Origin of the sequence: Aquipseudomonas guryensis (assembly GCF_014164785.1) — a bacterium.
Lineage (GTDB): Bacteria > Pseudomonadota > Gammaproteobacteria > Pseudomonadales > Pseudomonadaceae > Aquipseudomonas > Aquipseudomonas guryensis.
This window is the reverse complement of the sequence record NZ_JACJFN010000004.1, coordinates 438,189-452,880: the sequence shown is the minus strand read 5'-3', so window position 1 is coordinate 452,880 and position 14,692 is coordinate 438,189. Positions and strand designations below refer to the sequence as shown.

13 protein-coding genes are annotated in these 14,692 nt (G+C 63.7%); 5 read left to right on the top strand and 8 right to left on the bottom strand.

Features of this window, described 5'->3' with window-relative positions; genetic code table 11:
• Positions 1 to 48 precede the first annotated feature (48 nt).
• The gene (locus H3H45_RS17220) at positions 49 to 2,367 is read left to right on the top strand and encodes a response regulator (RefSeq protein ID WP_182834921.1); all 2,319 of its coding nucleotides are present in this window, start codon (positions 49 to 51) and stop codon (positions 2,365 to 2,367) included.
• On the opposite strand, the gene H3H45_RS17215 is transcribed toward H3H45_RS17220, so the two are convergent.
• From H3H45_RS17215 to msrB, 3 genes are all read right to left on the bottom strand, one after another.
• Positions 2,351 to 2,818, bottom strand: coding sequence for a MarR family winged helix-turn-helix transcriptional regulator (locus H3H45_RS17215; RefSeq protein ID WP_182834920.1), 468 nt, complete (start codon positions 2,816 to 2,818; stop codon positions 2,351 to 2,353). The two genes, H3H45_RS17220 and H3H45_RS17215, sit on opposite strands and share 17 nt — an antisense overlap.
• On the bottom strand, positions 2,815 to 3,300 hold the full coding sequence (locus H3H45_RS17210; RefSeq protein ID WP_182834919.1) for a glutathione peroxidase: 486 nt from the start codon (positions 3,298 to 3,300) through the stop codon (positions 2,815 to 2,817). Before H3H45_RS17210 ends, H3H45_RS17215 begins: the two co-directional genes overlap by 4 nt.
• Before the next feature lie 121 nt (positions 3,301 to 3,421).
• Positions 3,422 to 3,817, bottom strand: a complete 396-nt coding sequence (gene msrB, locus H3H45_RS17205; protein ID WP_182834918.1) for a peptide-methionine (R)-S-oxide reductase MsrB — start codon at positions 3,815 to 3,817, stop codon at positions 3,422 to 3,424.
• A 176-nt stretch (positions 3,818 to 3,993) separates the two neighbouring features.
• Here msrB and H3H45_RS17200 point away from each other — a divergent pair, with 176 nt between their 5' ends.
• The 3 genes from H3H45_RS17200 to htpX all read left to right on the top strand — a co-directional run bounded on the left by H3H45_RS17200 (position 3,994) and on the right by htpX (position 6,643).
• Positions 3,994 to 5,205 (top strand): pyridoxal phosphate-dependent aminotransferase, encoded by a 1,212-nt coding sequence (locus tag H3H45_RS17200; protein WP_182834917.1) that lies wholly within the window; start codon positions 3,994 to 3,996, stop codon positions 5,203 to 5,205.
• 19 nt (positions 5,206 to 5,224) lie between these two features.
• On the top strand, positions 5,225 to 5,680 hold the full coding sequence (locus H3H45_RS17195) for a hypothetical protein (protein WP_182834916.1): 456 nt from the start codon (positions 5,225 to 5,227) through the stop codon (positions 5,678 to 5,680).
• Positions 5,681 to 5,770: 90 nt separating this feature from the next.
• Positions 5,771 to 6,643 (top strand): protease HtpX, encoded by an 873-nt coding sequence (gene htpX / locus H3H45_RS17190; RefSeq protein ID WP_182834915.1) that lies wholly within the window; start codon positions 5,771 to 5,773, stop codon positions 6,641 to 6,643.
• Positions 6,644 to 6,706: 63 nt separating this feature from the next.
• Here the strand turns inward: htpX and H3H45_RS17185 are convergent, their stop codons facing one another.
• Positions 6,707 to 7,366: a thiopurine S-methyltransferase gene (locus H3H45_RS17185; protein ID WP_182834914.1), complete on the bottom strand. Its 660-nt coding sequence runs from the start codon at positions 7,364 to 7,366 to the stop codon at positions 6,707 to 6,709.
• A 100-nt stretch (positions 7,367 to 7,466) separates the two neighbouring features.
• On the opposite strand from H3H45_RS17185, the gene H3H45_RS17180 reads away from it, so the two are divergent.
• A complete protein-coding gene (locus tag H3H45_RS17180) occupies positions 7,467 to 8,234 on the top strand; it encodes a DODA-type extradiol aromatic ring-opening family dioxygenase (protein ID WP_182835016.1) in 768 nt (255 codons plus the stop codon).
• A gap of 122 nt (positions 8,235 to 8,356) precedes the next feature.
• Here the strand turns inward: H3H45_RS17180 and H3H45_RS17175 are convergent, their stop codons facing one another.
• From H3H45_RS17175 to H3H45_RS17160, 4 genes are all read right to left on the bottom strand, one after another.
• The gene (locus H3H45_RS17175) at positions 8,357 to 9,241 is read right to left on the bottom strand and encodes an alpha/beta fold hydrolase (protein WP_182834913.1); all 885 of its coding nucleotides are present in this window, start codon (positions 9,239 to 9,241) and stop codon (positions 8,357 to 8,359) included.
• Positions 9,241 to 9,669, bottom strand: a complete 429-nt coding sequence (locus tag H3H45_RS17170; RefSeq protein ID WP_182834912.1) for an acyl-CoA thioesterase — start codon at positions 9,667 to 9,669, stop codon at positions 9,241 to 9,243. The genes H3H45_RS17175 and H3H45_RS17170 overlap by 1 nt, the downstream gene beginning before the upstream one ends.
• An 85-nt stretch (positions 9,670 to 9,754) precedes the next feature.
• Positions 9,755 to 12,553 carry an AAA family ATPase gene (locus tag H3H45_RS17165; protein ID WP_182834911.1) on the bottom strand — a complete coding sequence of 933 codons (2,799 nt, stop codon included), beginning with the start codon at positions 12,551 to 12,553 and terminating at the stop codon, positions 9,755 to 9,757.
• A 126-nt stretch (positions 12,554 to 12,679) separates the two neighbouring features.
• Complete coding sequence (locus H3H45_RS17160; RefSeq protein ID WP_182834910.1) at positions 12,680 to 14,365, bottom strand: DEAD/DEAH box helicase; 1,686 nt, start codon at positions 14,363 to 14,365, stop codon at positions 12,680 to 12,682.
• Between the last annotated feature and the right edge of the window lie 327 nt (positions 14,366 to 14,692).

Genomic DNA, 14,692 nt, shown 5'->3' with positions numbered 1-14,692 from the left:
TGGGCTATGCTTGGCTGGCGCACGAATTCAGGAATCGCCCTGCTATCCATGGATATCTCACTCACCCACCGCCTGTCGTTCAAACAGGCCAGTATCACGGTGCTGGTGGCGTTTATCCTCGGAACCCTGCTCAGCCTGATTCAGGTCGGCCTGGATTATGCCAGCGAAGACGCCGCCATCGACCTGGAAATCAATTCCCTGCTGGAAATCAGCCACAACCCGGCTGCCCGTATCGCCTACAACATCGACGCCGAACTGGCCCAAGAGCTGGTCCTCGGCCTGTTGCGCTCACCGGCGGTGATGCGCGCGGAAATCATCGACAACAGCGGCATGATCCTCGCCTCGGTAGAGCGCGCGCCCAGCCAGAGTGACTACCGGATCTTCAGCGATTTCCTGTTCGATGAACGCCGCCAGTTCGTCGACCACCTGTTCGTCAGCCACGCCCCACAGGAAGCCCTCGGCATGCTGCGCCTGGAAGTCGACACCTTCGCCTTCGGCAGCGACTTCCTGCGCCGCGCCGTGCTCACCCTGCTGACCGGCTTCGTGCGCAGCCTGCTGCTGTCACTGATCCTCCTGGTGCTGTTCTACGCCATGCTGACCAAGCCCCTGGTCGGCGTGATTCGCGCCCTCAGCGAGCGCGACCCGCGCCGCGACTTCACCCCCGTGCCCTGCCCGAGCGGCCATGAAGAAGATGAGATCGGCACCCTGGTGGCAGTGACCAACCAGCAGCTGGCCAACATCCACGAAGAAATCGACCAGCGCCGCGAGGCCGAAGATCGGCTAACCCAGTACCTGGCCGAGCTGGAAAACATCGTGTCGGCGCGTACCGCCGAGCTGAAGGCCACCAACGCCCGCCTGACCCTATCCAACAGCGAACTGGAAGAGGCCCGCCGCACCGCCCTGGACATGGCCCAGGCCCGCGCCGCCTTCCTCGCCAACATGAGCCACGAAATCCGCACGCCACTCAATGGCCTGCTCGGCATGCTCGCCCTGTCCCTCGACGGGCCGCTGAATGTCGAGCAGCGCCAGCAGCTGTCGATCGCCCATGATTCGGGCAAGGTACTGGTGGAACTACTCAACGATATCCTCGATCTGTCCAAGTTCGAGGCCGGCCAACTGGAGCTGGAGCACATCCCGTTCGACCTCGGCAGCCTGGTCGAAGACACCGCCAGCCTGCTGTCGCAAAACGCCGGGCCGAATGTCGAGCTGACCTGCCTGCTCGACCCGCGCCTGCCAGCGCAGGTGCTCGGCGATCCGACCCGGGTACGGCAGATCGTCAGCAACCTGCTGTCCAACGCCCTCAAATTCACCCGCTATGGCCGCGTCGATGTGCGCGTCGCGCCCAGCGCCGGCAGTGTGCGCATCCTGGTCAGCGACACCGGGATCGGCATCGCCCAGGAAGCCCAGTCGCGTATTTTTCAGCCCTTCACCCAGGCCGGCGTCGGCATCACCCGTCAATATGGTGGCACCGGCCTGGGGCTGGCCCTGACCCGGCGCCTATGCGAAGCCATGCAGGGCAAACTGAGCCTGAATTCACAGGAGGGCTTCGGCAGTCAGTTCTGCGCCGAACTGCCGCTGCCCAGCCATACCCCGGCGCAGCAGTGGCCTGCCCTGTCGGCCCGAGTCATCGCCTTCTGCCAGGCCAACAGTGGCCTGGCAGAGCTGCTGGGTAGCTGGCTGAGCAACTGGGGGGTGAGCTATCAGCGCCTGGACAGCGATGCCAACCTGGGAGGCCTGCAGGCCGACCTGCTGATCTGCGACAGTGCCGAGCGCCTGGCCGAGCTGCGCCAGAGCAGCAACGCCCCGCTACTGCTGATCTCGGCCTATGGCGGCTTCCTCTCCAGCGAACAGACCAGTGCGCTGGCTCCGTTCGAACAACTGGCCCGCCCCCTGGCCCGCGCCGTCCTCCAGCAAAGCCTGCAGCGCCTGCTGCAGCCACGCCTGGACAGCAGCGCCAGCCAGCCCGCTGCACAGCCCAACAAGCTGCGCCAGGCCCGCGTACTGCTGGTCGAAGATAATCCGGTCAACCAACTGGTGGCCAAAGGCATGCTGGCCAAGCTGGGTTGCGAAGTGGCGGTGACCGCTCACGGTGGCGAAGCGCTCAGCTACCTGGAGAAGAATTCCGTCGATCTGGTGCTGATGGACTGCAACATGCCGGTGATGGATGGCTACGAGGCAACCCGGCGCATTCGCCAGAACGGCCGCTGGCCGAACCTGCCGATCATCGCCCTGACTGCCAATGCCCTGCCCGATGAGCGCGAACGCTGCCAGGCAGCCGGGATGAACGATTACCTGGCCAAACCCTTCCGCCGCGAAGACCTGGCCACCCTGCTGGATAACTGGTTGCCACTCACGACAACACCGTAAGCCGCTCCAGCAGGCCGCCAAGGCTGTGCCGCAGTCCCTCCAGCTCAGCCAGATCGAAACCACTGTCACACAACAGACGCGCCTTCAGCGGCAACACGCGCTGCCGTAGCGCCACACCCGCCTCGCTCAGGCGCAGATGCACTTCCCGCTCATCCTGCGGCGAACGCTGGCGCCGCACCAGGCCCAGCTGTTCAAGACGCTTGAGCAGCGGCGTCAGGGTGCCGGAATCGAGCAGCAAACGCTCACCCAAAGCCTTCACCGTCGGCTGCGCCGGCGGATTGGCCTGCCACTCCCACAGCACCAGCATGGCCAGGTACTGTGGGTAGGTCAGGCCGAGCTCATCGAGCATCGGCTTGTAGGCACGAGTGACCGCACGCGAGGCAGCGTACAGCTTGAAGCACAGCTGGTTGTCCAGCTGCAGCTGCGCCTCGACGTCATCCAGCGGGGTCATTGCAACAGGGCTTCGATCTCGGCACTGAGATCTTCCGGCTTGGTGGTCGGGGCGAAACGCTTGACCACCTGGCCATCGGCACCGATCAGGAACTTGGTGAAGTTCCACTTGATGCCCTGGCTGCCCAGCAGGCCCGGAGCACGCTTCTTCAACTGCACGAAGAGCGGATGGGCGTCACTGCCATTGACGTCGATCTTCTTGAACAGCGGGAAGCTGACGCCGAAGTTCAGTTCGCAGAACTCGGAAATCGCGCCCTCGTCACCTGGCTCCTGCTTGCCGAACTGGTTGCACGGGAAGCCGAGCACCACCAGGCCCTTGTCCTTGTACTGCTGCCAGACGTTTTCCAGGCCCTTGTATTGCGGGGTGAAACCGCACTTGCTGGCGGTGTTGACCACCAGCACGGCCTTGCCACCGAAGTCGGCGAGGGTCTTCTGCTCGCCTTTGATGGTGGTAACCGGGATATCAAGCAGCTTGTCGCTCATGGTTGGCACTCCGAATGGGTTGGGAACCCGGCCAATATAGTGAGCAATTGAATTGCACACAATTCAATTTCCGGAAAATAAGGCCCACGAATAAGTGAGCCTTATTTTCCAGCCATGCGCGTTACTCGCGCGGCACCAGCTTCAACGACAGTGAGTTGATGCAATAGCGCATGCCGGTAGGCCGCGGTCCATCGGGGAAGACATGGCCCAGGTGGGCATCGCACTTGGCGCACTTGACCTCGACACGGTGCATGCCGTGGCTGAAGTCGGCCTTCTCGGCGATGACCTCGCCATTGACCGGCTGGAAATAGCTAGGCCAGCCGCTGCCGGAGTCATACTTGGCAGCCGAGTCGAACAACGCCTCACCGCAGCAGGCGCAGTGGTAGATGCCGGGCACCTTGCTGTCGTGATATTCCCCAGTGAAAGGGCGCTCGGTGCCGCCCAGCCGGCAGACGTGGAACTGCTCGTCGGAAAGCTCGTCGCGCCAGGCTTCCAGGGGTTTTTCGATCTTTTCCATGGGGTACACCTCAGTGGCAGAAAAAAGCCCGACCTGTACCTTTTCCGGGCATCGGGCCGCACGTATCATGCGTGCCTCTTTGGACGCCAGTCTGGCAGCAGCGTTACAACCTGCCAAGGCGCAGGATCAATGCCACCCGCCGCCATCGCGGTGCTTTCTCCCGGGAAATCTGGATCATGCAGGTCAGCAAATCGAACAAGCTCGCCAACGTCTGCTATGACATTCGCGGCCCCGTGCTCAAGCACGCCAAGCGCCTGGAAGAGGAAGGCCATCGCATCCTCAAGCTGAATATCGGCAACCCGGCGCCGTTCGGTTTCGAAGCCCCGGAGGAAATCCTCCAGGACGTGATCCGCAATCTGCCCACCGCCCAGGGCTACAGCGACTCCAAAGGCCTGTTCAGCGCGCGCAAGGCGGTGATGCAGTACTACCAGCAGAAGCAGGTGGAAGGCGTCGGCATCGAGGACATCTACCTCGGCAACGGCGTCTCCGAGCTGATCGTGATGGCCATGCAGGCCCTGCTCAACAACGGCGACGAAGTGCTGATCCCCGCACCTGATTACCCGCTGTGGACCGCCTCCGTGGCCCTGGCCGGTGGCAAGCCGGTGCACTACCTGTGCGACGAGCAGGCTGGCTGGTTCCCCGACATCGCCGACATGCGCGCCAAGATCACGCCGAACACCAAGGCCCTGGTGCTGATCAACCCGAACAACCCCACCGGCGCCGTGTACTCGCGCGAAGTGCTGCTGGAAATCGTCGAACTGGCCCGTCAGCACAATCTGGTGCTGTTCTCCGACGAGATCTACGACAAGATCCTCTACGACGACGCCGTGCACATCTGCACCGCCTCGCTGGCTCCGGACGTGCTGTGCCTGACCTTCAACGGCCTGTCCAAGTCCTACCGCGTGGCCGGCTTCCGCTCCGGCTGGGTGGCCATTTCCGGGCCCAAGCACAAGGCGCAGAGCTACATCGAAGGCATCGACATCCTGGCCAACATGCGTCTATGCGCCAACGTGCCGAGCCAGCATGCTATCCAGACCGCACTGGGCGGCTACCAGAGCATCAACGACCTGGTGCTGCCACAAGGCCGCCTGCTGGAGCAGCGCAACCGCACCTGGGAACTGCTCAACGACATCCCCGGGGTCAGCTGCGTCAAGCCGATGGGCGCGCTGTACGCCTTCCCCAAGATCGACCCCAAGGTCTGCCCGATCCACAACGACGAGAAGTTCGTCCTCGACCTGCTGCTCTCCGAGAAACTGCTGATCGTCCAGGGCACCGCCTTCAACTGGCCGTGGCCGGATCACTTCCGCGTGGTCACCCTGCCGCGCGTGGATGACCTGGAAATGGCCATCGGGCGCATCGGCAGTTTCCTCAAGTCCTACCGCCAGTAAGCGCGTTACGGGGACGGCCATGGATCTGCAGATCGACGAGTTCTACAAGGATGCCGCCGCCGGCATGCTCCTCCTGTATCAGGCCTTCCCGCGCAAGGTTGCGCTGTATGTGGAAGACCTGATCGGGCGCGAGGAGCCGGATGAATTCGGCCTGCCCAGCAAACGCCACCAGAGCTGCCTGGGTGCCCTGCTGTGGCTGGCTGAGGAAGGCTACCTGCGTTACGACTCGACCATTGGCTACGACGCCCTCGACCAAGCTGTGCTCAGCGAAAAGGGCTTCCTGCGTCTCAGCCGTGGCCTGCCACATGCCCTGCCCGCCGGCGACAATCCGCCGCCACCGGCGGTGCGGCGCGTGCAGGCCACCCTGGCCTGGCAACTGCGTGAAGCACTGTCACTGCACAACAGCGAAAAAGTCGCCCGCCTCACCCGCCTGCTGTTCGAAAGCGCTCTAAATCCGGCTCGGGACACAGTTTGAAATAGTCACCGGGTTGAAGATGCCTGCCTCACGCCCCTATATAGCCGGCATAACCTGATTATCTCTCGCTCCGAGGAGTAGCTTCACACCATGATGCGCATTCTGTTGTTCCTGGCCACCAACTTGGCGGTACTGGTCATCGCCAGCATCACCCTCAAACTGCTGGGGGTCGATCGCTTCACCGGTCAGAACTACGGCAGCTTGTTGGTCTTCTGCGCCGTGTTCGGCTTCGCCGGTTCGTTGATCTCGCTATTCCTCTCCAAGTGGATGGCGAAGATGAGCACCGGCACCCAGATCATCACCCAGCCGCGCACCCGTCACGAGCAGTGGCTGCTGCAAACTGTGGAAGAACTGGCCCGCGATGCCGGGATCAAGATGCCGGAAGTAGGTATCTTCCCCGCCCATGAGTCCAACGCCTTCGCCACCGGCTGGAACAAGAACGACGCGCTGGTCGCCGTCAGCCAGGGCCTGCTGGAACGCTTCTCGCCGGACGAAGTGAAAGCCGTGCTGGCCCACGAGATCGGCCACGTGGCCAACGGTGACATGGTCACCCTGGCGCTGATACAGGGGGTGGTGAACACCTTCGTCATGTTCTTCGCGCGCATCTTCGGCAACTTCGTCGACAAGGTGATCCTGAAGAACGAAGACGGCCCGGGCATCGGCTACTTCGTCGCGACCATCTTCGCCGAACTGGTCTTGGGCATCCTGGCCAGCATCATCGTCATGTGGTTCTCGCGCAAACGCGAGTTCAAGGCCGACGAAGCCGGCGCCCGCCTGGCCGGCACCGGCTCGATGATCGGCGCCCTGGAGCGCCTGCGTGCCGAACAGGGCATCCCGGTAGCAATGCCCAGCAGCCTGACCGCCTTCGGCATCAACGGCGGCCTGAAGAACGGCCTGGCTGGCCTGCTGATGAGCCACCCGCCGCTGGAACAGCGCATCCAGGCCCTGCGTCAGCGCGGCTAAGCACCACGCCAACAAAAAGGGCGACCCGCGGGTCGCCCTTTTTCATTCAGGAATACCTCACCATCACTGCCGCTTGCATAAGCGATAGACAGCCTCGTCCAACCGAGTCAGTCCACGCTTGAGAAAACGCCAGTTCTCGCCCAGCACATCGAGCGATTCCAGCGCCTGCACTTGCCAGTCGGGCTCCAGTAAACGCCGTACCTCGTCCGCAGCTACGGCGAACGGTGGGCCATCCATCTGTTCCTGGGGATAGTCCAGAGTCACCAGCAGCCCTTTGCAGGCAGGCGGCAGAATCTGCGCCAGATGCCGCACGTAACGCTCGCGCAACTCAAGCGGCAAAGCGATCAATGCCGCACGGTCATACAGCGCCTGGCAATCAGCCACATCGACTGCCGTCAGGGCAAAGAAATCACCACACCAAAGCTCCAGATTACCGGCACGGTAGATACGAAACGCGCCGCGCACCTGCACCTCGGCAGCCAGGCCCTGCTCGCTGAAAAAGTCTTCGACTGCCTTCTCTGCCAGCTCCACGCCCAGCACGGCATGCCCCTGCGCCACCAGCCAGAGCAGATCCAGGCTCTTGCCGCACAACGGCACCAGCACCCGGCTTGCCGATTCCAGCTCCAGACTTGACCAGTGACGCTGCAGATAGGGATTGACCTCCTCCAGGTGAAAACCAATCTGCCCCTGTGCCCAACGCTCCTGCCAGAAGTCGTGCTCCACCTTCCCTCCTGAAAATTCGATCAATAAGCCGCAAAATTTCCGTTGGAAGTGCACACACCACAGCCGGAATATGGATACATCCTACTGCAAGGCGTTCTCCATGCTGCCAGCCCTGTTCATCTCTCATGGTTCTCCCATGCTGGCCCTGGAACCTGGCGCCAGCGGCCCGGCCCTCACCCGCCTAGCCAGCGAGCTACCCAGGCCCACAGCAATACTGGTGGTTTCCGCCCACTGGGAAAGTGACGAACTACTCCTCGGCAGCGCTCCTCAGCCACGCACCTGGCACGATTTCGGCGGCTTCCCCGCACCGCTGTATGCCGTGCAGTACCCGGCTCCCGGCTCGCCTGAACTGGCCCGACAGGCCCAGCAACTCCTGGCCGATGCCAGCCTTGCCGCGCGCCTGGACGAGCAGCGCCCGCGTGACCACGGCGCCTGGGTGCCGCTGTCGCTGATGTACCCGCAGGCCGATATCCCGGTCGTGCAGCTGTCACTGCCCAGCCACTTCGGCACAGAACTGCAAACCCGCGTCGGTCGCGCCCTGAGCAGCCTGCGCGAACAGGGCGTGCTGCTGATCGGCTCCGGCAGTATCACCCACAACCTCGGCGAACTGGACTGGCGTGCCGGCCCGCAGAGCATCACGCCCTGGGCCCAGGAGTTCCGTGACTGGATGGTGAAGAAGCTGCAGGCCAACGACGAGATCGCCCTGCACGACTACCGCCGCCTGGCCCCGCATGCGGCACGCAACCACCCCAGCGATGAACATCTGCTGCCGCTGTACTTTGCCCGCGGCGCCGGAGGCACCTTCAAGATCGAGCACAGCGGCTTCACCTATGGCGCACTGGGCATGGATATTTACAGTTTTGCCTGATAGCCGCTGCCACTGGAATTAATTCTTCGCCTGAGGTGCGGAGACTGCCCCAGGAAGAGCTGCGCAAAGGCAAGCGACACGCCCTTCCAGCCGCCATCACAACATTGCTCGGACGGAAAAACCTAGACCTGGGCCGCCAGGAAATCCCCCAGAAACACCTCAGCGCAGTTCCATACAATCGACAAATGCCCCTCGTCCGCAAATAGCCGGTAGCGGCCGGCGCGCAACCTATCGGCTATGTGCTCGGCCATGGCCGGCGGCACATTGCGGTCGTGCGCGCCCTGATACAGGTGCACTGGCATCTCGATCGCGCCCAACTCGAAGCCACGCGCAGCAGCAATCAAGCTCACTTCCTGCTGCACGCCAGCGATACCGGAGCGGTAGGCCTCGGCCAGACTGAGGGCAAACTGCTCGGCCAACCCTGGATGCTCGTGGATGAAGCGCTGGTCGGGCACTGTCATCATCCCCGTCAGCTTGCGCAAGGCGGCCATGGCATCACCAAGGAACAAACGCCGATCCAGGCCCAGCATGGGCATAATCAACGACGGATGCAGCCGCGCCAGTGCAAACAGCAGCTTGAGCGCCGGATGCTGGCCACTGCGAATTTGCGGGATATCCATCGGCCCTATACCAGCCACCAGGCCGGCAAAGCTCAGTTGATCAGACAGACGCAGCGCACAAGCCAGCGCATAGGGGCCACCGCAGGAAATGCCGAGTACGCCGAAACGCGCCAAGCCGAGCTGATCAGCCAGCTGCGCCACGTCCTCGCTCCAGGACAGAATGCTGCGCTGCGGGCAGGGGCTGGAGCGACCCACTCCAGGGCGATCGGCAGCGATCAGGCGCACGCCGAGCCGGCGCGCGGGTGCGTCGAGCAGCGCCGCCTGCAAGCGACAACCCGGCAGGCCGTGAAACACCAGCAATGGCACACCATCGGGACTGCCGTACTGCTGATAGGCCAGATCGCGACCATCCTTGAGCACAACTGCCGCGAACGCCTCGCTACTCATTACTGTTCCTCGCCGCACAGCAGCGGCTCGGCCAGCTTACGCACGCTTTTAGGCAGCGGCAGCGACTGGCGCAGATCGGTATCGATATGCACGCCAACCAGGGTACAAACCGCTGCCAGGCTACCCTCAGGTTCCCGACGCATCTCATGGCGCAAGCGGATCGACTTGTTACCCACTGCCAGCACCCTGGTATGCACGCTCAACAGATCCCCGGCCAATAGCTCGCTGCTGTATTGGGTGTGCTGATCGGCAGCCACCATTCCGCGCCCACCGTCCCGCAGAGCTGCCGGGGTCAACCCCAGATGCGCGAACAAAGCCCAGGTGGCCTCGTCGAACCTGCCCGTGTACCACATGACATTCATGTGCCCCATATGATCGCAGTGCCAGGGGTAAACCACACCGCGACAGCTCAGCAGCGCTTCACTCACTCGAACTCTCCTCACTAAGTATCCCGCCGAAAGCGGGGATGTGCAGAGTGTGGAAGGTGAACCTGGACAAGTCGTCAGCAAAGGGTCAGCTTTCGGTCAAAGCCAAGGCCTCGCGCAGCACCCGCACTTGAGCTGCCGGCGGCAGAGCATGAGATACGCGGCGCAACGCCTCGATATCGTGCGTAGCGGGCTCCGGCAAGCGACTCAGCGCCAGCAGCACGATCAATTCGGTACCCGCTGCGTGCTGCTCGCGGGCCTCCGCCAGAGCCCGGCGCAGCCAATGTTCGGCGGAGCCACGCGCACCGTGCGCCAACTCGGTACGCGCCCGCAGCAGCCACAATTCAGGCACTCGCGCTCGCTCGCCCAAGCGCATCGCCAGAGCCTCGGCCTCATCGATAAGCGCCACGGCCCGCCCCCCTTCGGCGGCCAGCAACTGTGCTTCGGCAGCGAAGGACAACATCTGCACATGCCCGGCAAGCATGCCGAGCCGCTGCAGGATGGCGCCGCCCTCACGAATGCGTGCATAACCTGCAGTCGCCTCGCCAGCCTGAGCCATGGCCCAGCCAGAGAGAATGCGCCAAGCACCATCCGCTTGATGCATGCCGTGACGGGCATGCAGCTGCGCCAGCTCATCGGCCCGCGTGGCGACCTGCAGCTCTCGCCCGAGCAACAGATCAAGCATGCCGGCGCAACGGGTGGCCACGGCCAACGACATCGGATGAGCAAGTTCCCTCGCCCGCGCCAAGGCCGCTTCGGCATGCATGATGGCCTGTTCGAACAAGCCCAGCGGCACCAGATGCAGGGCCAGGTGGCCGAGCATAGCCACCAGTGGATCGACAAAGAAGCGCTGCCGCGGCAGTTGCTCGGCCAGGGCCCGGCCTAGCTCGATACCGCGCTCCAGCAACAGTCGGCCGCGCTCGTGTTCGCCCAGCACAGCACAGACCATACCGCCCATGTTGCAGGCTGCGATCGCCAGACCAGACTCACCCAGCCGACTCGCCAGCGCCGCCACCCGTTCGCTCAACTGACGCGCGGCCTGATACTCGCCACGGCCATAACGCACCTGGGCTATGCCGGCCAAGCCCCAGCCCAACTGCGCTGAGTCGGGCATGCGTTCGGCCAGGGCCTGGGCCCGCGCATAGAACGCGCTGGCCTCGTCCGACGCCATGCCATGCAGTTGCGCGCTGGCGACACCTCCCTTGAGCAGCAGATCCAGCTGCCGCTCGGTGGACGGCTCGGTGCTGGTAAGCTGCGCCAACAGCTCCATAGCATGCCGGACAAACTGCAATGCCTGCTGCGGCGCGAAACGCTCGAGCGCGCCATCGGCGGCATAGCCCAATTGCCGCACAGCGGCCGGCAGGTCCTTGCCCTGCTCGAGGTGCCCCGCCAGCTCGGCGGCCATCGACAGGCCACGGGCCAGCAGAACAGCCGCCACCGCACGGTGCAGCCGTGCGCGGCGCATCCCGTCCAGGCGCTGGTAGAACACCTGGCGGTAAAGCGCGTGACGAAAGGCAAAGCGCCCTTCCAGAGTACCGTCGCCCAAGGCGACGACCTCCTGCGCGACAAGCCAGCCATGCCCGCCTGTCAGCGCCTGGCAGGCGCTCTGCACCTGCGTCTCGGCACAACCGAGGACGCTGGCCAGCACGCCCACCCGGAACTCCGTACCACACACGCTGGCAGCCTCGAGCAGCGCACGTACATACTCGCTCAGGCGCTCGACCTGACGGCGCAGCAGGCCATACAAATCCTCCGGAACTGGCCAATCCGGCTGAGCGCAGGCTTCGTGCAGATCGCCCGCCAGGCTCTCGACGAACAACGGTAAGCCACCGCTGCGCTGCAATAGCAGCGCCGACATGCCGGGGGCCGCCTGCAGGTGAGGATGCCGGCGGGCAAGGTACTCAGCCACTTCGTCCATGGAGAACGGCTGCAGCACAATCTCTTCACTCAGACCGCGCAGGTTGAGATCGTGACGCAGAGCGTCGAGCGGATGCCCGCTAGCCCGCAACTCAGCTAGGCGCTGGCTGCACAGCAGCATCACCCGCGTCAGGTCACGCCGACGAGCCAGGTATTCGAGCAGATGCAGACTCGCCGTATCGCACCAATGCAAATCCTCCAGCACCAGCAGCAGGGGCCGTTTGCTGCTAAATCGAGTCAGCAGTTCAGCCATCTCACGCAGCATGCGCAGCGGATTGGCGCCGCCACAGGCACTGCGCAACGCCTCGTGCTCACCCGCTTCGCATAACCAGGGCAATTGCAGCAGCCACATCGGCGCCGCCACACGCAACAGCGCAACAAACTGCTCATCACGCCGGCTCAGCTCGCCCAGCAGCTCCAGCCACGGCAGATAGGGCTCACCACTGCCGAAATGCTCGATGCACTGGCCACGCACGCAAAGCACATCCGTACAGTCGGCGATAAAAGTTTCGATCAGGTGGGTCTTGCCAATGCCCGCCTCGCCCGTAACCCAAAGCAGTTGCCGCGCCGTCTGGCTGCACTGCCAGGCACGATGCAACTGTTGCAGGGCCGTGGCTCGGCCAATCAGATCACGGCTAGAGGGCGACAGCGCCGGCATACCGATGAAGCGATAGCCCTGACGGGCAGCGGTCTCAATGAAACGTGCCTGTCGAGGGTCGTCGCCCAACGCCTGGCGCAGTGCGCTGACAGTGGTTTTGAGCACGGACTCGCTGACATGCCGATGGCCCCATACCGCATCCAGCAACGCATCCTTGCTCAGCAAGCGACCCGGCTCGCGGGCCAGCTCGCAGAGCAGCGCCAGCGCCTTGGGCTGCAGGGCAACAGGCTGCCCAGCGCAGCTCAGGCGCGCATTGGCCTCGTCCAGCTCGAAGCCGTCGAAGCGCAACTTCAGGGGCTTGTCCGCTGCCATGATCCCGCTCTGCTTAGTCGATCCCGAAAATACTGTTGGCACCCCGGCAGGCTGTCAATCTGGGCATAAAAAAAGCCCCGCACTAGGCGGGGCTTTTTCATTCAGCTTTGGCTCGATCCCAGGGGATCAATCCTCGCGATAACGACGCAGCTTCAGGGCCTTACCGGCAACGCGGGTGTCCTTGAGCTTACCGAGCAGACGGTCGAGGCCTTCTTCCGGCAGCTCGATCAGGCTGAAGGTCTCACGGATCTGGATGCGACCGATGGCTTCGCGAGCCAGACCACCCTCGTTGAGGATCGCGCCGAGCAGGTTCTTCGCGGCGATGCCGTCGCGAGTGCCCAGGGCGGTACGGCAACGGGCACGGCCTTCAGTCAACGGCACCGGGGCACGACGCTCACGCGGAGCGAAATCGCCACCGCTGCTGCGCTCGCCATCACGCTCGCGACGTTCGCGCGGGGCGCTGACGGTCGGCACCAGCGGCTGCTCGCGCTCGACGTCGGCCAAGTTCAGCGACTGGCCATTGGTGGCCTTGCGCAGCAAGGCCGCGGCCAGGGCGCGCGGAGTGCAGCCGATATCGGCCACCAGACGGTCGAGCAGCTCGCCATGGCTGGCTTCGGCATCGGCCACCAACGGCGCCAGGCTGTTGGTCAGCTTCTTGATGCGTGCATCCAGCACCTGCTGGGCATTCGGTAGACGCACTTCGGCAACTTTCTGCCCGGTTACGCGCTCGATTACCTGCAGCATGCGACGCTCACGCGGGGTCACCAGCAGCAGCGCACGGCCAACGCGACCGGCACGGCCGGTACGACCGATACGGTGCACGTAGGACTCCGGGTCGTACGGCATGTCGACGTTGAGTACGTGGGTGATACGCGGTACGTCGATACCACGGGCGGCCACGTCGGTGGCGACCACGATGTCCAGACGGCCGTCTTTCAGCGACTCGATGACGCGCTCGCGCTGGTTCTGCGCGATGTCACCGTTCAGCGCGGCCACCTTGTAGCCCTTGGCTTCCAGCGCGGAGGCCAGGTCCAGGGTGGCTTGCTTGGTGCGCACGAAGGCGATCAGGGCGTCGAATTCCTCGACTTCCAGCAGGCGCGAAACAGCCTGGACCTTCTGGTCGGCATGCACCATCAGGTGGGCCTGCTCGATCAGCGAGACGGTCTGGGTCTTGGCGGCGATCTTGATGTGTTTCGGGTCGCGCAGGTGCTTCTCGGCGATGGTGCGGATCGAGGCCGGCAGGGTCGCGGAGAACAGCACGCTCTGGCGGCTGGCCGGCATGGCCTGGAAGATCACTTCCAGATCGTCCATGAAGCCGAGCTTGAGCATTTCGTCGGCTTCGTCCAGCACCAGGTGGCTGATGGTCGACAGCAGTTGGTCGTTGCGGCTCAGGTGGTCAACCAGACGCCCCGGGGTGGCCACGATAACCTGGGCACCCATGCGGATGGCCTTGAGCTGCGGGCCCATCGGCGCGCCGCCGTACACGGCAACCACGCTCAGGCCGGGCATCTGCTTGGAGTAGGTTTCAAAGGCGGTGGCCACCTGCAGGGCCAGCTCACGGGTCGGCGCGAGGATCAGCGCCTGCAGTTCACGCTTGGCCGGGTCGATCTTCGACAGGATCGGCAGGGCGAACGCTGCGGTCTTGCCGGTACCGGTCTGCGCCTGGCCGATCATGTCGTGGCCGGCGAGGATCACCGGGATCGCCTGGGATTGAATCGGGGACGGCTCTTCGTAACCCACCGCGGTCAGCGCAGCGAGAATAGAAGGATGAAGGCCGAGTTCGGCGAAAGTGCCGGTTACTTCCTGGGTCATGGGTCTGCCTCTAGGTGCATCCGCAAAGACCCAAGTTCCAAAGCTGCACATGCCATGTAGGACCCGAAGGTCACCCTGGCAGCCGTGTAGGCGGGGATTTGCGAAAACTAAATGAATAAAGCGTCAAGGATAGTCCGCTACGCGGACAAGCTGCCGAAGCAAGCGCTTCGTGAGTTTTACTACCTGAACGACGGCCAAGTTTGGCCGGGCGCGAATCATACAGGAAAAGCTGTCCACGTGGCAGATTTTTTACAGAAGCGGCGCGCGTCTTGCAGATCATAACCTGCCATTCAGGCGGGCAATGCGTTTGCACGACCGCCGGCGGGC

Coding starts and splice junctions, on each gene's coding strand:
- H3H45_RS17180 (WP_182835016.1), top strand. CDS start 7,467: ATGCTGCCAGCCCTGTTCATCTCTCATGGTTCTCCCATGCTGGCCCTG.
- H3H45_RS17220 (WP_182834921.1), top strand. CDS start 49: ATGGATATCTCACTCACCCACCGCCTGTCGTTCAAACAGGCCAGTATC.
- H3H45_RS17200 (WP_182834917.1), top strand. CDS start 3,994: ATGCAGGTCAGCAAATCGAACAAGCTCGCCAACGTCTGCTATGACATT.
- H3H45_RS17160 (WP_182834910.1), bottom strand. CDS start 14,365: ATGACCCAGGAAGTAACCGGCACTTTCGCCGAACTCGGCCTTCATCCT.
- H3H45_RS17175 (WP_182834913.1), bottom strand. CDS start 9,241: ATGAGTAGCGAGGCGTTCGCGGCAGTTGTGCTCAAGGATGGTCGCGAT.
- H3H45_RS17195 (WP_182834916.1), top strand. CDS start 5,225: ATGGATCTGCAGATCGACGAGTTCTACAAGGATGCCGCCGCCGGCATG.
- H3H45_RS17165 (WP_182834911.1), bottom strand. CDS start 12,553: ATGGCAGCGGACAAGCCCCTGAAGTTGCGCTTCGACGGCTTCGAGCTG.
- msrB (WP_182834918.1), bottom strand. CDS start 3,817: ATGGAAAAGATCGAAAAACCCCTGGAAGCCTGGCGCGACGAGCTTTCC.
- htpX (WP_182834915.1), top strand. CDS start 5,771: ATGATGCGCATTCTGTTGTTCCTGGCCACCAACTTGGCGGTACTGGTC.
- H3H45_RS17210 (WP_182834919.1), bottom strand. CDS start 3,300: ATGAGCGACAAGCTGCTTGATATCCCGGTTACCACCATCAAAGGCGAG.
- H3H45_RS17215 (WP_182834920.1), bottom strand. CDS start 2,818: ATGACCCCGCTGGATGACGTCGAGGCGCAGCTGCAGCTGGACAACCAG.